The sequence below is a fragment of the Burkholderia sp. AU39826 genome (assembly GCF_020419965.1).
GTDB lineage: Bacteria > Pseudomonadota > Gammaproteobacteria > Burkholderiales > Burkholderiaceae > Burkholderia > Burkholderia semiarida.
Window position 1 is genome coordinate 407,980 of record NZ_JAIZQG010000001.1, and the last position, 18,279, is coordinate 426,258.

The 18,279-nt window shown below is 68.8% G+C and carries 13 protein-coding genes; 4 read left to right on the top strand and 9 right to left on the bottom strand.

Features of this window, described 5'->3' with window-relative positions; translation table 11 throughout:
• Positions 1–15: 15 nt before the first annotated feature.
• Positions 16–1,680: an acid phosphatase gene (locus LGM42_RS01875; RefSeq protein ID WP_226231424.1), complete on the bottom strand. Its 1,665-nt coding sequence runs from the start codon at positions 1,678–1,680 to the stop codon at positions 16–18.
• 467 nt (positions 1,681–2,147) lie between these two features.
• Here LGM42_RS01875 and ftsH point away from each other — a divergent pair, with 467 nt between their 5' ends.
• Entirely contained in the window at positions 2,148–4,124 is a 1,977-nt protein-coding gene (gene ftsH, locus LGM42_RS01880) for an ATP-dependent zinc metalloprotease FtsH (RefSeq protein WP_226231425.1), read from the top strand.
• A gap of 125 nt (positions 4,125–4,249) precedes the next feature.
• Here the strand turns inward: ftsH and otsA are convergent, their stop codons facing one another.
• The 3 genes from otsA to LGM42_RS01895 all read right to left on the bottom strand — a co-directional run bounded on the left by otsA (position 4,250) and on the right by LGM42_RS01895 (position 8,144).
• On the bottom strand, positions 4,250–5,656 hold the full coding sequence (otsA, locus tag LGM42_RS01885) for an alpha,alpha-trehalose-phosphate synthase (UDP-forming) (protein ID WP_060310919.1): 1,407 nt from the start codon (positions 5,654–5,656) through the stop codon (positions 4,250–4,252).
• Positions 5,657–5,824: 168 nt separating this feature from the next.
• Positions 5,825–6,034, bottom strand: coding sequence for a hypothetical protein (locus LGM42_RS01890; protein WP_226231426.1), 210 nt, complete (start codon positions 6,032–6,034; stop codon positions 5,825–5,827).
• Between the two features lie 76 nt (positions 6,035–6,110).
• Entirely contained in the window at positions 6,111–8,144 is a 2,034-nt protein-coding gene (locus tag LGM42_RS01895; RefSeq protein ID WP_226231427.1) for a TonB-dependent receptor, read from the bottom strand.
• A 464-nt stretch (positions 8,145–8,608) separates the two neighbouring features.
• Between LGM42_RS01895 and adhP the strand changes: the two genes are divergently transcribed.
• Positions 8,609–9,637 (top strand): alcohol dehydrogenase AdhP, encoded by a 1,029-nt coding sequence (gene adhP, locus LGM42_RS01900; RefSeq protein ID WP_060310922.1) that lies wholly within the window; start codon positions 8,609–8,611, stop codon positions 9,635–9,637.
• Between the two features lie 60 nt (positions 9,638–9,697).
• Here the strand turns inward: adhP and LGM42_RS01905 are convergent, their stop codons facing one another.
• The 3 genes from LGM42_RS01905 to LGM42_RS01915 form a co-directional block, all read right to left on the bottom strand.
• A complete protein-coding gene (locus LGM42_RS01905; RefSeq protein WP_226231428.1) occupies positions 9,698–11,143 on the bottom strand; it encodes a sialidase family protein in 1,446 nt (481 codons plus the stop codon).
• Positions 11,144–11,606: 463 nt separating this feature from the next.
• Complete coding sequence (locus LGM42_RS01910) at positions 11,607–12,038, bottom strand: MarR family winged helix-turn-helix transcriptional regulator (RefSeq protein WP_059574360.1); 432 nt, start codon at positions 12,036–12,038, stop codon at positions 11,607–11,609.
• Positions 12,035–12,952 (bottom strand): serine aminopeptidase domain-containing protein, encoded by a 918-nt coding sequence (locus LGM42_RS01915; protein WP_060310925.1) that lies wholly within the window; start codon positions 12,950–12,952, stop codon positions 12,035–12,037. The genes LGM42_RS01910 and LGM42_RS01915 overlap by 4 nt, the downstream gene beginning before the upstream one ends.
• 297 nt (positions 12,953–13,249) lie before the next feature.
• Here LGM42_RS01915 and LGM42_RS01920 point away from each other — a divergent pair, with 297 nt between their 5' ends.
• Both LGM42_RS01920 and LGM42_RS01925 read left to right on the top strand, forming a co-directional pair.
• Positions 13,250–14,218 carry an ABC transporter substrate-binding protein gene (locus tag LGM42_RS01920; RefSeq protein ID WP_226231429.1) on the top strand — a complete coding sequence of 323 codons (969 nt, stop codon included), beginning with the start codon at positions 13,250–13,252 and terminating at the stop codon, positions 14,216–14,218.
• 70 nt (positions 14,219–14,288) lie between these two features.
• Entirely contained in the window at positions 14,289–15,383 is a 1,095-nt protein-coding gene (locus LGM42_RS01925; protein WP_060310927.1) for an LLM class flavin-dependent oxidoreductase, read from the top strand.
• 75 nt (positions 15,384–15,458) lie between these two features.
• Here LGM42_RS01925 and LGM42_RS01930 read toward each other — a convergent pair whose 3' ends face one another.
• Both LGM42_RS01930 and LGM42_RS01935 read right to left on the bottom strand, forming a co-directional pair.
• On the bottom strand, positions 15,459–16,391 hold the full coding sequence (locus tag LGM42_RS01930) for an ABC transporter substrate-binding protein (RefSeq protein WP_060310928.1): 933 nt from the start codon (positions 16,389–16,391) through the stop codon (positions 15,459–15,461).
• A 34-nt stretch (positions 16,392–16,425) separates the two neighbouring features.
• Complete coding sequence (locus tag LGM42_RS01935) at positions 16,426–18,225, bottom strand: amino acid ABC transporter permease/ATP-binding protein (RefSeq protein WP_226231430.1); 1,800 nt, start codon at positions 18,223–18,225, stop codon at positions 16,426–16,428.
• Positions 18,226–18,279: the final 54 nt, after the last annotated feature.

The window sequence follows — 18,279 nt, forward strand, 5'->3', positions numbered from 1 at the left end:
GCGATCAACCGGTTGTCAGCCGAGATCGAGCGCGTTCGTCAGATCGCCCGGCGGCGTCGCGCCGCGCGCGGCGAACGCGTTGTCGCGCCGGACCACGCCGTCGAGCGGCGCGAGGCCGTGCACGCGGCTGATGAAGCGCAGGATCGCGTTCGTGTCGTACAGCGTGTGATCGACGAAGCCCTTTTTCGCGAACGGCGAGATCACGAGCGCCGGGATCCGCGAGCCGGGGCCCCAACGATCGCCGACCGGCGGCGCGACGTGATCCCACCAGCCGCCGTTCTCGTCGTGCGTCATCACGATCACGGTGTGTTCCCATTGCGGCCCGCGCCGGATATGGTCGATCACGGTCGCGATGTGTCGGTCGCCCGATTCGATGTCCGCATAGCCCGCGTGCATGTTCAGGTTGCCCTGCGGCTTGTAGAACGTGACGGCAGGCAGGCGCCCCGCGTCGATGTCGGCGATGAAGTGGTTGGTCGACGGTTCGTCGCCGAGCCCCGCGTCGCGCAAATGCTTGCGGCGAGCTTCGGTGCCGGGCGCGTAGTTCGCGAAGTAGTTGAACGGCTGGTGGTGGTACTGGAAGTCGGGCACCGTGCCCGTGTCGCGATGATCGAGCGCGTACTGCCACGCGCCGCTGTACCACGCCCAGTCGATGTTCTTCTCCGACAGGCGGTCGCCGATCGTCGCGTAGCCCTGCGGCGGCATCACGCGATGGTCGGCCGGATCCGCATACGCGGCGTTGCCCGGATCCGGCGGCGGCACGTAGCTCGGCTGGTACGGCGGCGCCATCGTGTTCACGCCGTACCCGTCCGGCGTCAGCGGGCCGTCGACCGCGAATTTCGGCGGGCCGTCGAGCGCGGACGCGGGCGAATCGTCGGCGAGCTTCAGGCGCGTGCCGGCCGGATCGTCGCCTTCGACCTTCGACAACAGCTTCGCCGCATGCGGATGCTTGTGCGCGTCCGGATACAGCGGCGGCTGCGCGGAGATCAGGAACATGTGGTTCATCCACGAGCCGCCGAAGGCCGCCATGAAGAAGTTGTCGCACAGCGTGTATTGCCGTGCGAGATTCCACAGCCGCAGCGTGTCGGCCGAATTGCGGTAATGGCCCATCACGAGGCCGCCCGAATCGGCCCACGCGGCGAACTGGTTGTTGCGCCCGCCCGCGATCTGCATCTGGTTCTGGTAGAAGCGATGCCACAGGTCGCGCGTGATCACGCCGTTCGGCAGCGGTTGGCCCTGCGCGTCGGTAATCCGGAACGGCGCGTTCGGCAGCTTGTCGATGTCGCGCTCGGCGATCGCGTAGCGCTTGCCGTCCACCTCCTGCGCCTGCGGCACGAGCCCGCCCCAGATCTTCGGCAGCACCGGCAGCGGCGTCTTGCCGTCGCGATCGAGCTGCTGCGCGTGCTCGGGGCGCACTTCGCTCAGCGGGTAGCGCACGCCGGGGAAATCGCCGTACAGGTTCGCGAAGCTGCGGTTTTCCGCATAGATCACGACGATGTGGCGCACGCGCTGGCGCAACGCTTCGTCGATGCGCAGGTCGGCGGCCGAACGCGGCGCGTTGCCCGCGGTGGTTTCGCAGCCGGAGAGCGCGACACCGGCGCCGATCGCGGCGAGGCCGCCGAGCACACGGCGGCGGTCGGGATCGGCGGGAAGGTCGTCGGGGCGATCGGGGGTGTCGTTCACGTCGTGGGCTCCTCGGATGGGCGGGTGAGTGTTGTCGTTCGATGCGCGCCGGTGCCGCGTGGGCGGCCGCGACGCGGGGCGAAAAAATGCAACGGCCGGCATCGTGCGAGGCGGCGCACTGCGGCTGTCACGAAAACGTCATGCACGCGACTATAGCGCGGCAAGGGGGCGGATGAAAGCCGTTCGTCTGACGATTCGACGCTCGCGCGGCGAGCGATGCGCGACGTCCGTGCGCGAACTAGACTTGAACCAGGGGCGGTGCGTCGCGGCGTGCCGCCCGGGCGAGGACCGCCCGGCGACGCCGGCCGATGGGGTTGCCGAGGCGGGATCGATGCGACGAACGACGCGACACAGCGACGCGACGATGGCGCGGATGCATGCCGTTTTCGCCTGGCCGCCGCGTACCGGATGCGCGCGCGTGCCGACGTGAGCGCACGCGGCGCAGCAGGTAGGGCCGGCCCGATGCCATGGACAGGAAATTCGACTACCCGGGATTGCTGATTGCGGCGGGCTTCTTCGTGCTATTCGCCGCGCAGTTGCTGATGCTGCGCCCGACGTCGGCGCCGATTGCATACAGCGATTTCCACCGGCTAGTCGCGGCGCGGCTCGTCGACGATCTCGAGGTCGGCCCGGCGTCGATCTCGGGCACGCTGAAGATGCCGCAGGCCGGCACGATCCTGCCTGCGTCCGACGCCGCGGTGGTGCGGCAGGCCGGCGCGCCGTGGCGCTTCACGACCAGCCGCGTGACCGACGAGCACCTGATCGACACGCTGACCGCCGCCGGCATCCGCTATCACGGCACGCCCGACACCGGCTGGCTCACATCGCTCGCGTCGTGGCTGCTGCCGCTGATGCTGCTCGTGTTCGTATGGAACATGATGCTGCGCAAGCGCGGCGGGCTGCAGGACTTCACCGGCATGGGCAAGAGCCGCGCGCGCGTGTACGTGCAGCAGGAAACCGGCATCACGTTCGACGACATCGCCGGCATCGACGAAGCGAAGGCCGAACTGCAGCAGCTCGTCGCGTTCCTGCGCAACCCCGATCGCTACCAGCGGCTCGGCGGCAAGATTCCGAAAGGCGTGCTCGTCGTCGGCGCGCCGGGTACGGGCAAGACGCTGCTCGCGCGCGCGGTGGCGGGCGAGGCGGCCGTGCCGTTCTTCTCGATCAGCGGCTCGGCGTTCGTCGAGATGTTCGTCGGCGTGGGCGCCGCGCGCGTGCGCGACCTGTTCGAGCAGGCGCAGCAGAAGGCGCCGTGCATCGTGTTCGTCGACGAGCTCGATGCGCTCGGCAAGGTGCGCGGCGTCGGCCCGATGTCGGGAAACGACGAACGCGAACAGACGCTCAACCAGTTGCTGGTCGAGATGGACGGTTTCCAGGCCGGCTCCGGCGTGATCATCATGGCCGCGACGAACCGGCCCGAGATCCTCGATCCTGCACTGCTGAGGCCGGGGCGTTTCGATCGCCACATCGCGATCGACCGGCCGGACGTGAACGGCCGCCGCCAGATCCTCGGCGTGCACGTGAAGCGCGTGAAGCTCGCGGCCGACGTCGATCTCGGCGAGCTCGCGTCGCGCACGCCGGGCTTCGTCGGCGCCGATCTCGCGAACGTCGTCAACGAGGCCGCGCTGCATGCGGCCGAACTCGGCAAGCCGGCAGTCGGCATGGCCGACTTCGACGAGGCGATCGACCGCGCGCTGACGGGCCTCGAGCGCAAGAGCCGCGTGATGAACGAGCAGGAGAAGCTGACCATCGCGTATCACGAAGCCGGCCATGCGCTCGTCGCGGAAAGCCGCGCGCATTGCGACCCGGTGAAGAAGGTGTCGATCATTCCGCGCGGCGTCGCCGCACTCGGCTACACGCAGCAAGTGCCCACCGAGGATCGCTACGTCCTGCGCCGCAGCGAGCTGCTCGACCGGATCGACGCGCTGCTCGGCGGGCGCGTGGCGGAAGAACTCGTGTTCGGCGATGTGTCGACCGGCGCGCAGAACGATCTCGAACGCGCGACCGCGATGGCGCGCCACATGGTCATGCAGTATGGAATGAGCGAGAAGATCGGGCTCGCGACGTTCGACGACGGCGACGCGCGCCAGGGGCTGCCCGGCGCATGGCATGCGGGCGACGGCCGCTGCAGCGAGCACACCGCGCGGATGATCGACGACGAGGTGCGCACGCTGCTGGCCGATGCGCATGCGCGGGTCGCGGCGACGCTCGGCGAACGTCGCGACGCGCTCGAACGCATCGCGCGACGGCTGCTGCAATGCGAGGTGCTCGAACGCGATGTGCTGCAGGCGCTGATCGACGGGCGCATCGAACCGTCGTCGGCCACGCCGGTATTACCCGGCGACGAAACGAGCGTGCGCGGCGGTGCGATCGAAACGGAGCAGGCGTCGGCGGTCGAGCGCGATTTCGTCGCGTACGGCCGGCCGCACGAAACCGATCGATGAAGCCGTCGCGCGTTCTCTTTCCGTTCTTTCCCGGCACGGAGTCGCCATGAGCGACGCGCACGTATCGGTCGAGAGGTATCGTGCTCGCTTGCACGACGACGGGGGTGCGACTGCGCGTCGGCGCGTCAGGATTCGGTCGCGGCCGCGACTTCGGCCGCTTCGGTGAGCGCTTCGAGAAAGCGCGTGCGCCACCAGTGCACGTCGGTCTTGCGCATGATCGCCATCAGCGCCGCGTGACGCTGACGGCGCTCTTCGAGCGGCATCGTGAGGGCGCGCTGGATCGCCTGCGCGGTGCCTTGCGTATCGTACGGATTGACGAGCAGCGCCGACTTCAGTTGCTCGGCCGCACCCGCGAAACGCGACAGCACGAGCACGCCCGGGTCGGCCGCGTCCTGCGCCGCGAGGAATTCTTTCGCGACGAGGTTCATCCCGTCGCGCAGCGGCGTGACGAGCGCGACCCGGCTCGCGCGGTAAAGGCCCGGCAGTCGCTTGCGCGCGACGGTGCGGTGAATGTAGCGCATCGGCATCCATTCGAGCTCGCCGTAGTCGCCGTTGATCGCGCCGCACAGGCTGTCCATCTCGCGCCGCAGGTCGTCGTAGGCGCCGAGATCCTCGCGGCTCGGCGCGGCGATCTGGATCAGCGTCGCGCGGTCGCGGTTCTCCGGATACTGTTCGAGCAGCTCGCGGAACGCATGCACGCGCTGCGGCAGCCCTTTCGTGTAATCGAGCCGGTCGACGCCGACCAGCAACTGGCGGCGCGAATATTCGTCGCGCATGCGCTCGAACATGTCGAGGCCGTCGCGATCGCGCGCGAGCGACTCGAACTCGTCGACGTTGATGCCGATCGGGAACGCGCCGGCCGACAGCGTGCGGCCGAATGCCCGCAGCCGTCCGTCCGGTAGCCGCGCCGCGCCGGCTTCCGCCTCGACGTAATGCTCGAAGTGGAGCAGATCCGATTCGGTCTGGAAGCCGACGAGGTCGTACGCGAACAGCGAGCGCATCAGCCATTCGTGTTCCGGGATCGCGGCCATGATCGGCGGCGGCGGCATCGGAATGTGCAGGAAGAAGCCGATCGGATTCGTGCAGCCCATCGCGCGCAGCTCGGCGGCGAGCGGAATCAGCTGATAGTCGTGCACCCAGATCACGTCGTCGGGCCGCAGCAGCGTGCGCAGCTTGCGCGCGAACAACTGGTTCACGCGCCGGTAGCCGTCGGCGAAGCGCCGGTCGAACTGCGCGAGATCGAGCCGGTAGTGAAACACCGGCCACAGCACGTTGTTCGAGTAGCCGAGGTAGTAAGCGTCGTAGTCCTGCGGATCGAGATCGACCGTCGCGAGCTGAATGCCGCCGACGTTCTGCACCTGCACGTCGTCGCCATGCGCGGGGTTATCGTCGCCGCCGCGTAGCCTGCCGCTCCAGCCGAACCAGACGCCGCCGGTTTCCTGCAGGCTGTCCTTCACGGCGACGGCGAGGCCGCCGGCCGCGGCTTTACGAGGGTCCGCGATGCGATTGGATACGACGACGAGTCGGCTCACCAGCTCTCCTGACGATTGTTGGGGGAAGGTTCGTGCGGCCAAGGCGCGAGAGGCAGACGCCACCGTCGGCGCGCGGTGCGCGATACGACGGGGCCGCATGGCGATCGGACGGGAGTCAGGGCACGCGATTCGCCGCCCGGTCGAAAAGTGCTTTTTTTAGGATACTCGTCATTCGTGCGTTTTAAAAGTCCATGTGGACGGACGGGGCGGACGCGTCTGCCGCGCGGTATCCATGGCAGCGATACGGTAACGGGCGATGCCCGAGCGGGACCGAAACTTGCGCCGCACGGCGAACGCAGTGTGCGCAAGGCTCCGCGGCGCGTACCGGCCGACGACGCCGCGCTGCCGCGCCGCGTTCCGCTGCGTCGTCTCGTCCATCTGCGCGATCGTGAGATTCCCCTCGAAGCGCGTCGTGTTCGCCCGCGGCCGGCGCCGCGGGCCGTACGTACGAAGGTCAGAACGTGGTGCGCAGTCCGGCCATCACGCTGCGGCCGCCTTGCGGGGCGAAGCCGCGCACGACCGACGTCGCGTAGCGAATCTCCTGGTTCGTCAGGTTGTCGCCGCGCAGGTACGCGAGCCAGTGCGTCGGGCCGACGCGGAACTTGTACGTCAGCATCACGCCGAGCGACGTGTAGCCGTCGGTGGAGAAGTCGTTGTCGGGCACGCGATGCTGCGACCACGCGTGCGTGACTTGCGCACGCGCGCCGAACGGGCCGTAGCCGTAGTCGGCTGCCAGCGTCGCGCGCAGCGGCGCGATGCGCGGCAGCGGCTGGCCCGTATCGACGTTGCGCGCGTGCGTGTAGTCGGCCGTCAGTTCGAGATCGACGGTATGGCCGCGCCGCGCGAATGCACGCCACTTGCCGTCCAGCTCGATGCCGTAGAACTCGGCGCGCACGCCGCGATAGATCGCCTCGTTGAGCGAGCCGTCGGTGCCGGGCGCGACCGGTTCGCCGTCGTCGTCCACCACGCGGCCGGTGTTGTATTCGGTCAGATAGTTCGAGAAGCGGTTGTAGAACACGCCGACGCTGCCGCGGTTCGGTCCGCTCGCATAGCGCAGCGACAGGTCGGTCGATACGGCCTTTTCCTTCGACGCGTTCGGGTTGCCGATCAGGAACTGGCCGGTCGCATCGTGCGGGCCGTTCGAATACAGCTCGTAGAAAGTCGGCGCGCGTTCGGTGTACGCGACGTTCGCCGCGACCGACCATACGGGCGTCAGCGAGAACAGCGCGCCGGCCGACAGGCTGCCCGCGTTGAAGTCGCGCGGCTGCGCGAGCGCGAATTTCTCCACGCCGGCCGGATCGGGATCGACCTTCACGTGCTCGAAGCGGCCGCCGAAGCTCAACTTCAGCGCCGGAACGACCTGCCATTCCTCGAGGCCGAACAGCGCGACGCTGTTGGTGCGCGTGGACGGCACGAGCATTTCGTCGCCCAGCGCCGAGAACGTGTTCTGGCCGAACTGCACGCCGATCGCGCCTTCGAACGGCCCGATCTTGCGATGGCGCGCCTCGATGCGCGCCTCGTAGCCGCGATTGCGGAAGGTGGTCGCGGTCTCGCCGTTGTCGACCTCCTTGTGGCGATAGTCGGTGTAGGCGAAATCGAATTTCAGCTTCGTGAACGGCCCGCTCAGGTTGCGCACCTCGGATGCGAGCGCGAGGCGTTCCTGGCGCATCCGCAGCCGCACGTCGCTCTCCGCGACGGAGCCGTAGTTCGATTCGTAGCCGCTGTACGACAGGCCCGCGAAACCGTCCGCCCACGTGTACGACGCGCCGACCGCACCGCCGTGCACGCGGCCGTCGCTGTTCGGCACGTTGCCTTCCGGCTGCGGCGTGTCGGGGCCGTCGATCGCGCGTTGCTGGCTGCTGCGTGCGTAGCCGGGAATCCGCAGCTTGCTCGTTTCGCGATCGAACGCGTCGACGTGGAACGCGAAGCGGCCGTTGCCGCCTTCGACCTGCGCGGCGCCGGCGCGCACGGAATTCGCGCCGCCATAGCGCGCGTCGAGCGCGCCGGTCACGCCCTGGATCGCCTCGCGCGGAATCCGGTTGTCGATCGTGTTGACCACGCCGCCCACCGCATTGCCGCCGTACAGCAGCGCGGCCGGGCCGCGCACGATCTCGACGCGCTCGATCGACAGCGGATCCTGCGGCACCGCGTGGTCGTACGACAGCGACGACGCGTCATACGCCGCGACGCCGTTCTGCAGCAGCCGGATCCGGTCGCCGTCCATCCCGCGGATGATCGGACGGCCGACCATCGGCCCGTAGGTGGTGGTCGACACGCCGGGCAGCCCGTCGAGCGTTTCGCCGAGCGAATCGGCCTGGCGGCGCGTCAGCGCATCGCCGGAAAGCTGGACGGTCGGTGCGAGCGGTTCGGCGTCGCCGAGCGGGTTCGCGGTCACGAAGATCGGTGCGAGCGGCGACGATGAGGCGGCTGGCGTGCCGGATGCGGCGGGCGCATCGGTCTGCGCGTGGGCGACGGCGGCGAACAGCATCAACGACAGGGACGAGAGCGGGCGAAGCGGTAAGCGAGGGAGGTCGCGCATGGTCGGTGAATCGGTTGGAATCGGGATCGGATAACGAGCGATGCGGATCACGGGTAGATACGATATATTGTTGCATCAGTGACGCGCAGTAACCCGTTGGAACATGGCTCGGCGACGCGCGGCCACCTGACTGGAACGGTGTCAGGGGGACGAGCACGCGAAATGATATGTTATATCATGTCAAATTCCAAGCCGGATAATGGGATCTCGTCGGCTTTCCGTTGGAACGGTGAAGGCGCGGCGGGAACAGCGGGCGGCGTGCAACCGCCGGCTCGCGCTTTCGCGTCAAACGACGCCGATCGTGCCGAAGCCGCGTCGACCGCTGCATCCGTTCCAATGCGTTGACGCGTATCAACGCGCTCCGATTCCGAAACCGGATACTGGGTCGCTCATCGACCAGACAGGAGCAACGCATGACCCAGACCATGAAAGCGGCCGTGGTACACGCGTTCGGCGAGCCGTTGCGTATCGAGGAGGTGCCGGTCCCGACGCCGGGGCCCGGCCAGATTCTCGTCAACATCAAGGCGTCGGGCGTCTGCCATACCGATCTGCACGCGGCCGACGGCGACTGGCCCGTCAAGCCGTCGCTGCCGTTCATCCCCGGCCACGAAGGCGTGGGGATCGTCGCGGCGGTCGGCGCGGGCGTCACGCACGTGCGCGAGGGCGACCGCGTCGGCGTGCCGTGGCTCTACACGGCCTGCGGCCATTGCGAGTACTGCTGCACGGGCTGGGAAACGCTGTGCCATGGCCAGCAGAACACCGGCTATTCGGTGAACGGCAGCTACGCCGAATACGTGCTGGCCGATCCCGATTACGTCGGCCAGTTGCCCGCGCAGGTGGCATTCGACGAGATCGCGCCGATCCTGTGCGCGGGCGTCACGGTCTACAAGGGCATTCGCGTCACCGATACGCGCCCGGGCCAGTGGCTCGCGATCTCCGGCATCGGCGGCCTCGGGCACGTGGCCGTGCAGTATGCGCGTGCGATGGGCCTGCACGTCGCTGCGATCGACATTTCACCCGACAAGCTCGCGCTGGCGCGGCAACTGGGTGCGCATCTGACGATCGATGCGTCGGTCGACGATCCCGCGAAAGTGATCCAGAAGGAAATCGGCGGCGCGCACGGCGTGCTGGTCACGGCCGTGTCGCGCAGCGCGTTCGCGCAGGCGCTCGGGATGGTCCGGCGCGGCGGTACGGTGGCGCTCAACGGGCTGCCGCCCGGCGATTTCCCGCTGCCGATCTTCTCGACCGTGCTGAACGGCATCACCGTGCGCGGGTCGATCGTCGGTACGCGCCGCGATCTGCAGGAGTCGCTCGATTTCGCGGCGGACGGCCTGGTGCGCGCGCATATCCATCGCGACCGGCTCGGCAACATCAACGACGTGTTCGCGAAGCTGCGGGAAGGGAAGGTCGACGGGCGCATCGTGCTCACCGACATGCATTGATGCCCACGCACGCCGCCGTGCGACGCATGGCGTCGCGGCGGCGTGACGGTCATCCGCGCATCACGGCGCGAAGAACACGTCGGTGCGGTTCGTCAGATTGCCCGCGCTCGTCTGCACGAAGAACGGATGGAACGACGACGACGGCATGACGTCGAGCCCCTGGTAGTCTCCGATGAAGAACCCTTCGGCGTTGGGCGCGAGCTTCATGTCGAACGGGCCGCCGACGCGCCGCTCGTCGGCGAACGTGGCGCCGCCGTCGTGCGAGATCTTGCGCCAGAAGCCGGTCGGCAGCGTCGTCGTGTTGCCGGCCTGCAGGTCGCGGAAGTCGTAGTGCGTGACCATCACCGCACCCGTGTTGTCGACGCGAACCGACGGATTGAACGCGGGGCGCCCGGTCGGCGTGTTCACCTGTCGCGGGGCGCTCCACGTCGCGCCGCCATCCTTCGACGTCGATATCGCGATCTCGTCGTACGTGCCGCCATTGAAGCGGCTGTCCTGCCACACGACGTAGAGCTGGCCCGATGCCGGGTCGATCGCGGGTTCCGGAATGATGTCGCCGGTGCGCACGGGTTCGCCGGTGTTCGGATCCGTGACGCCGACCGTCTGCAGCCCCGCGATGATCCGCGGCTTGGTCCACGTCGCGCCGTCGTCGGTCGACTTGACGAACGCGACCTTGCCGGCCGCCTTGCCGAACGGCGGCTGGATCAGGTCGAAGAAATCGTAGAGCGTGCCGCTCTTCGGATCGACGACGATCTGGTTGCCGATCGTCTGCTGGCGCGACGGCACGTTGACGATGACCTTCGCGGCGCTCCACGTCTTGCCGCCGTCGGTCGTCTTCGAGAACAGCGTGGGCCCGCGGTACGCCTGCGTGTGCAGGTTCGCGTACGGGTTGCCGTTCGGCAGTTCGAGACGGTCCCATACCGCGTATGCGGTGCCCGCCTTCACCGGGTTGGCCGTCACCGATTCCTTGTCGTTGAAGAACTGCGTCGTCGGCTCGTCGTTCGCGATCAGCACGGCCGGGCTGCTCCACGTCTGTCCGCCGTCGGTCGACACCGACGCGCCCACCGCGTTGCCGTTGTTCGACTGGTTGAACGAGATCGACACCGAGTACGCGGTGCCGTCCGGCCCGAACGAGACCCATGGATCGGACGCGCGTTCGTACTTGAGCCCGCCCGGCGCGCAGGCGCTGAACGGCTGCGGCGTGCGCGCCCAGGTCGCGCCGGCGTCGAACGTATAGCCGGCGACGAGCCCGTGGGCGCCGCCGTTCGACCAGCGGTCCTGCTGCCACACGCCGATCATGTTGTTCGGGTTCGCCGGATTGACCGCGAGCCACGGTTCGACTTCTGCATTCACGTAGTTGGTGCCCGGGCCGCCGATGGTGCACGCGGCGAACGGGCTCGGCCCGGACACGACGACGGGCTCGGCGTGCGCCGCGGCGGCGGCGGCCAGCGCAATCGCGGCGGACAGGCGGGTAACAAGCGGATGGGACACGATCATGCGTCGCATGGACGACTCCTCGGTGAGGTGCGGAGGCGATGGCGGGGCACGACGAGACGACGCGAAGCGGTGCGACCGGTCGTGCCGCACGCGTCGTTACGTGCCGTTCAGCATGCCGTTTCAGCCATCGCGATCCGCGTGCGCTGGATGCCGCCAGCGCTTCGGTCAAGACTCCTCTTCGTTTTCCTTGCTTGTCGGCTGTGTCTGCGATGTCGACCCGTCGGGAAAGCCAGTCCGGGCATGCGACGAATGTGTCGAAGTGGATTGCAATGTAGGCGATTCGAATGTCGCGCGACAGGCGGTTTTTTGTAACAGGACGTAGCCGGAAAGCGTTGCCGGAAGCGGGCGTCCGGCACGCAAGATTTGCCGTTGCGGCGGCATGAAAATCGAATCGAAAACGCGAATCGCAATCGCTTGCGATCGCTTGCGATCGATGCCGGCACGAGCCGGTCGCGCGCGCGTGAAGCGCCGTTCAGCGCTCCGCCGGAAACCGCTCCTGCAACGCGTGCAGCCAGCGCGCGACGACGTCGAGTTCGTCGTCGGAAAACCCGTCGCAGAGCTTGCCGTTGAGTTCGCGCAGCAGCACGCGCGCACGCTTGAGGGCCGCGTGGCCTGCGTCGGTCAGGTATAGCCGCGTCGCGCGGCCGTCGTCCGAATCGGCATGGCGCGTGATGAGGCCGGCCTTCGCCATCCGGTCGGCGAGCCCTGTCATCGCGGACGGCGCGAGCTGCAGCGCGGCGCCGACCTCGCCGATCAGCGCGCCGTCCTGCTTCGCGAGGCAGAACAGCGCGCCGGCCTGCGCGGCGCTCGCGCGCGTGTCGGTTTCGGCCTTGCGGTCGATCCAGCGCTGCACGCGCCGCTGGCCGATGTTCAACAGGAAAAACAGTCGTCGGTCTTCGCTCAAGCTGGGTTCCCGGCTGCAATGGAAAGGGAGGGGCGGCCCGCGGTGCGCGGCGTGTCGAGCGCCTGCGCGAGCCAGTCGGCGACGTCGGGCCACAGCACGGCGCCGGGCCGGCTCCGAAAGAAGCCCATGTGCCCGACCGGGCCGCTGCCCGCCGCGCGCGGATCGATCTGGCGGCGTTCGACCTTCGCGCGGGTCAGATAGCTTACCAGCAGGCCGATCGCGGCCGGGTTCGCCCACGGATCGTCGTCGAAGCCGAGCGCGAGGATCGGCAAGCGCTGCTTCGAGAAGCGCTCGGCCGCGCCGAGCGTCGGATCGTCGAAGAAGTAGTGCGGCAGCGTCGTCCAGCGGCTCCATTCGCGGAACACGCCGGCCGGCAGATCCTCGCCGAGCCCGAGCCGCCTGCCGGGCACGTAGCCGAGCAGTGCGGACGTCAGCGGGCCGAGCACGCGCAGGATCAGCCGCACCTTCAGGCGTTCGGCCGCCCGCGCGATCAGCCGCGTGCTGCCCGCGTGCGCGGCGACCAGCACGGCCGCGCGCAGATGCGTCGTCGCGCCGGACAGCCCGATCGCATGTCCGCCGACGCTATGGCCGACCGCCAGCAGCGGCAGCCCTTCATGCGTGTGCCGGGCCCAAGCGGTCGCGGCGCCGACGTCGAGCTCCATCCAGTCGCGCATGCGGGCCTGCAGCGCGCCCAGACGCGCGGGCCGCGATGCGCCGATGCCGCGATAGTCGTACGTCAGCGCCGCGAAACCGCGCTCCGTCAGGAAGCGCGCGAAGCCCGCATACAGCCGCTCGGGCACGGCCGTCGCCGGATGGATCAGCACCAGCGCGCGCGGCGGTGCATGCGGCGACCACAGCGTGCCGTGCAGCACATAGCCGTCGGCGGCGGAAAACTCGATGGGTCGGGCGGTCATGGCGTCCTCGTTCGGGGAGTTGTTTCGTATGCGAAATATAGTGCGGGATTTATTTCGTGCACGAAATATCCATCGAGGAATCATTCGAATTTCACGTGGCGGCCGTGGTGCGGCGAGCCCCGGGCATGCACGCGTAATTCATAAAATATTTGCATCTTTGCATAGAAGAATATTGCGTTTGTGTCATGAAGTGGATCGACGTATCTTCACCGGTTCCATCCGTCGCGCTGGCGGTTTCGCACGGCGGACCATAGGGCGTCGCCGTCGCAAGGCCGCCCGCCAACCTTCCGGGAGATCATGTTGCCGAGCCGAATCGTCACGGCGCTCTTGCTGGCGCTCGCCGCGCAGCCGGGCATCGCCAAAGACACCGTCACGCTGCGCGTGGGTGAACAGAACTACTTCAACATCCAGGCGTCGATGGAAGCATCCGGCGTGCTGAAGGACCTGCCTTACACGATCGAGTGGAAGCACTTCCAGGCCGCCGCGCCGGTGGCCGAAAGCCTGAACGGCAACGCGATCGACCTCGGCTTCCTCGGCGATTCCGCGCTGCTCACGCTGGCCGCGCGCGGCGCGCCGGTCAAGGTCGTCGCCGTGTCGCGGCAGAGCCTCGACGGCGTCGCGATCCTCGTGCCGAAGCACTCGCCGGTGCGGACCGTGGCCGACCTGCAGGGCAAGACCATCGCGGTATGGCGCGGCGCCTGGAGCCAGCAGCTCGTGCTGCGCGCGCTCGAACACGCGGGCCTGCGCGCCGATTCGGTGAAGTACGCGTACCTGATGCCGATCGACGCGACCAACGCGCTCGCGAACGGTTCGGTCGACGCGGTGTCGCTGTGGGAGCCGTTCGTCAGCACGCTCGCATTGCGGCAAGGCGCGCGCCCCGTAGCGACCGCGCAAGGGCTGATGCCGGCGCTGAGCTTCGTCGCCGCGAACGAGCAGGCCACGTCGGGCAAGCGCGCCGAGATCACCGATTTCCTGCGGCGCGTGGTGGTGGCGCGCCAGTGGGTCGACACTCATCCGCGCGAGTACGCGGACCTGTGGGCGAAGCGCGCGAAGCTCGAACCCGACGTCGCGTATCGCTGGCTCGACAACGCGAAACAGCGCGTCGGCCCGGTCGACGAAACGGCCGCGAAGGATGCGCAGAACACGGCCGATTTCCTGTACAAGGCCGGCGTGATTCCGGCCGCGTACGACACGTCGAAGCTGCTCGACCGCTCGTATGCGGGCGCGTTCGCCGCGCCCGCGCAAAAGACGGCCGCCGCGCAGTGACCGGGCGGCCCGCTTCACGGTTGCAGCGATTCCCGCGATTCCTGATCGACATACCCAAGGACATCCCGACATGCCAGTCGACATCATCGGCATGATCACCGCGACACCCGGCGCGGAGGTCGACGTACCGGGCGGCGCGGCCGTCCAGCCCGACTACGTGCGCCGCTTCGCGCGGGCGCACGAGGCCGCCGGTTTCGACCAGATCCTGATCGGCCATTTCAGCAACGCGGCGGACGGCTTCATCGTCGCGTCGTTCGCGGCCGCCGCGACCGAACGCATCCGCCTGCTGCTCGCGCACCGGCCGGGCGTGATCGTGCCGTCGGCCGCCGCGCGGCAGATAGCGACGCTCGACGTGTTCAGCGGCGGCAGGCTGGCGCTGAACGTGGTGTCGGGCGGCGATGATGCGGACCTGCAGCGCGACGGCGATTTCGTGCCGCACGATGCGCGCTACCGCCGCACCGGCGAATATCTCGACGTGCTGAAACGGATCTGGCTGGCCGATGCGCCGGTCGATCACGACGGCCCGTTCTATCGGCTGCGCGGTGCGTCGCCGGTCGTGAAGGGCGCGCAACGACCGCATGTGCCGATCTATTTCGGCGGCTCGTCGCCGGCCGCGCTCGCGGTCGCGGGCGAGCATGCGGATGTCTACATGACGTGGGGCGAGCCGCTCGACGCGGTGCGCGAGCAGATCGCGCGCGTGCGGGCCGCCGCCGCGCCGTTCGGGCGTGTGCCGCGCATCAGCGTGTCGTTTCGGCCGATCGTCGCCGATACCGAGGCGGCCGCGTGGGAGAAAGCGGAGGCGATCCGCGAGCGCGTGCGTGCGGCGCGGCTCGCGAACGGCCAGCCGATCGACGGCCACGCGCCGCAGAATGCGGGCTCGCAGCGGCTGATGGCAGCCGCCGCGCAGGGCGACGTGCTCGACGAGCGGCTGTGGATGGGTGTCGCGAACCTGACCGGCGCACGCTGGAATTCGACCGCGCTGGTCGGCACGCCGGAACAGGTTGCGCGAGCGCTGGGCGCGTATTACCGGCTCGGCGTCTCGACGTTCCTGATTCGCGGTTTCGATCCGCTCGACGATGCGCTGGCCTACGGGCGCGACCTGATCCCGGCGATTCACGCGCACATTGCGGAACTCGATCGCTCCCGGTCCGCGGTGCCCGCGTAGGGGAACGACAAGTCAATCGAATCGCCCCGGTATGTCCGTGACGACATGCCGGGGCGATGGTTTTGAACGAAACGCTCAGAACGACGGCAACCCCGGCGGATTGGTCTCCGCCCGCGCGATCGCCTCGCTCTGCAAACCCCAGCGCGCGAGCGCCTGCCCGTAGCGGCCGTTGCCGATCAGCGCGTTGGTCGCGAGCGTGAGCGCGGGCGCGAGCCCGCTGCCGCGACGCGTCGCGATCGCGACGTCCGCATTCGCCGGCCAGCCCGCATTGACGACGCCGACGCGACGGATCTTGCCGGTGCGCGCGGCCTCGTACGCGAGCGATGCGTTCGGGTTCAGCTCCGCATCGGCCCGGCCCGACAGCAGCGCGACGCGCGCGGTCGCATCGTCGTCGAAATAGAGCAGCTCGGCCGGCTTCAACCCCTGCGCGACGTTGCGCTTGCTCCATTCGAGCAGGATGCGCTCCTGGCTCGTGCCGGCGCCGGTGATGATGCGCAAGCCCGCGACGTCCTTCGGCTCCGCGATCTTCGCGATCGGGCTGCCGGTGCGCACGTAGAAGCCGTGCAGCCCGAGCCGGTAGGTCGTGAAATCGTATTTCTCCTTGCGCTTCTCGGTCACGCCGACGTTCGAGATCACCGCATCGTATTTGCCGGACGTCAGCCCGAGCGGCCAGTCGGCCCACGCGATCGGCACCAGCACGAGTGTGCGGCCGAGTGTGTCCGCGACCAATTGCGCATAGTCGGGATCGGCGCCGACCACGGTGCGCGCGTCGGTTGCATAGGTCGACACGGGCGGCGCGTGCGGTGAAATCGCGACCGTGAACGCGCCGTCGCGCACCCAGCGGTAGCCGCTGGCCGCACGGATGGCCGCGTCGTCGGGGCCGGCGCGCAGGCGGCCGGCCTGGCGCGGGTCGAGATCGGCCGTGGCGGCCGCCGCGCGCGCCGCATGCCACGGCAGGCCCGAAACCGCGGCCAGCGCGGCCACGATGAACTGGCGTCGATCGGTCATCGTGCGGCACCTCGCGAGTCGGGAGCGGCGCGCATCACAGCACCCGCGACAGGAACGCGCGGGTGCGCGCATGCGCCGGCGCGTCGAGCACGACGGCAGGCGGCCCGGCCTCGACGATGCGCCCGCGCTCCATGAACAGCACGTTGTCCGCGACTTCGCGCGCGAAGCCGATCTCGTGCGTGACGATCACGAGCGTCGTGCCCGAGCGCGCGAGCTCCTTGATCACGTCGAGCACTTCGTTGACGAGTTCGGGATCGAGCGCCGACGTCGGCTCGTCGAACAGCAGCACCTTCGGACGCAACGCAAGCGCCCGCGCGATCGCGACGCGTTGCTGCTGGCCGCCGGACAACTGGCGCGGGTACGCGTCGGCCTTGTCCGCGAGGCCGACCCGTGCGAGCAGCGTACGCGCGGTGTGCTCGGCCGCATCGCGCGTCACGCCGGCGACGGCGACCGGCGCTTCGATCAGGTTCTCGAGCACCGTCAGGTGCGGGAACAGGTTGAAGTTCTGGAACACCATGCCGACGGCCGTACGCCGCTTCAGCACGTCGCGCTCCTTCAGCTCGTGCAGCACGTCGCCGTCGCGGCGATAGCCGATCAATTCGCCGTCGATGTCGATGAAACCGTCGTCGACGCGTTCGAGATGGTTGATCGTGCGCAGCAGCGTCGATTTGCCGGAGCCCGACGGCCCGACGATCACGGTCACGCTGCCGCGCGGCGCGACGAACGACACGTTGTCGAGCACGCGCTGCATGCCGAACTGCTTCGACACGCCATGCACGGCCACTTCGCCGCCGGTGCGCGAGACGGCCGCAGCGGTATCGGCATGCGTGCCGGCATTGCTGTGTGCACGAGCGATCGAGGCCGCGCGGCGCGACGCGACACGCCGCCACAGCCCGCCGAGGCGCGCGAGCGCGAACGTGACCACCGACGGCGGCGGATTGCGCAGCGCGCCGCGTGCATAGTGCCGCTCGACCTGCACCTGGATCGCGGACAGCACGGTCAGGATGATCAGGTACCAGACGGTCGCGACCATCAGCAGCGGAATCACTTCGAGGTTGCGGCGATAGATCACCTGCACCGTGTAGAACAGCTCGGGCATCGCGAGCACGTACACCATCGACGTGCCTTTCGCGAGCGTGATCAGGTCATTGAACGCGGTCGGCAGGATCGCGCGCATCGCCTGCGGCAGCACGATCCGCGAGGTCTGGCGGCCGCGCGGCAGACCGAGCGCGGCGGCGGCTTCGAGCTGCCCCTGGTCGACCGCGAGAATGCCGCCGCGGATCACTTCCGCGGAGAACGCCGCGTGGTTCAGCGTGAGGCCGAGCACGGCCGCGAGGAACGGGCTGATCAGGTCGGTCGTCGGCGTGTCGAACCACACGATGTCGGTGAACGGCACACCGAGCCGCACGTGCTCGTACAGGTAGCCGAGGTTGTTCAGGATCAGCAGCAGCACGATCAGCGGAATCGAGCGGAACAGCCACACGAAGGTCCACGCGCTGGCGGACAGCAGGCGCGAACGCGACAGCCGCGCCAGCGCGACGAACGCGCCGAGCACGAAGCCGAACACCGCGCCGAGCAGCGTCAGCACCAGCGTGCGCGCGAGCCCCGACAGCACCGGCGGCGACAGGAACCATTCGGCGAACACCGGCCAGCCCCATTGCGGGTTGCCGAGGATCGAATGCAGCGTGATCGCGATCAGCGCGAGCGCGAGCACGGTGCCGGCCGTGCGCGACCGGTGGCGCGCGGGCACGATCCGCAAACGCGTGCCGGGCTCGCGTGCGCCGGGGGAAGAGAGCGGCGGCAACGCGCCGCCGAGGTGGGTCGTGTCGCTCATGTCGTTGGCATCCTCGAATCGGTCGATCGGCGGGCGCGCCGCGCACGGGCGGCG

Excerpts from the sequence above, each read along its gene's own strand:
- ftsH (WP_226231425.1), top strand. The coding sequence starts at position 2,148 with ATGGACAGGAAATTCGACTACCCGGGATTGCTGATTGCGGCGGGCTTC.
- LGM42_RS01890 (WP_226231426.1), bottom strand. The coding sequence starts at position 6,034 with ATGGACGAGACGACGCAGCGGAACGCGGCGCGGCAGCGCGGCGTCGTC.
- LGM42_RS01895 (WP_226231427.1), bottom strand. The coding sequence starts at position 8,144 with ATGCTGTTCGCCGCCGTCGCCCACGCGCAGACCGATGCGCCCGCCGCA.
- adhP (WP_060310922.1), top strand. The coding sequence starts at position 8,609 with ATGACCCAGACCATGAAAGCGGCCGTGGTACACGCGTTCGGCGAGCCG.
- LGM42_RS01905 (WP_226231428.1), bottom strand. The coding sequence starts at position 11,143 with ATGCGACGCATGATCGTGTCCCATCCGCTTGTTACCCGCCTGTCCGCC.
- LGM42_RS01915 (WP_060310925.1), bottom strand. The coding sequence starts at position 12,952 with ATGACCGCCCGACCCATCGAGTTTTCCGCCGCCGACGGCTATGTGCTG.
- LGM42_RS01920 (WP_226231429.1), top strand. The coding sequence starts at position 13,250 with ATGTTGCCGAGCCGAATCGTCACGGCGCTCTTGCTGGCGCTCGCCGCG.
- LGM42_RS01925 (WP_060310927.1), top strand. The coding sequence starts at position 14,289 with ATGCCAGTCGACATCATCGGCATGATCACCGCGACACCCGGCGCGGAG.
- LGM42_RS01930 (WP_060310928.1), bottom strand. The coding sequence starts at position 16,391 with ATGACCGATCGACGCCAGTTCATCGTGGCCGCGCTGGCCGCGGTTTCG.
- LGM42_RS01935 (WP_226231430.1), bottom strand. The coding sequence starts at position 18,225 with ATGAGCGACACGACCCACCTCGGCGGCGCGTTGCCGCCGCTCTCTTCC.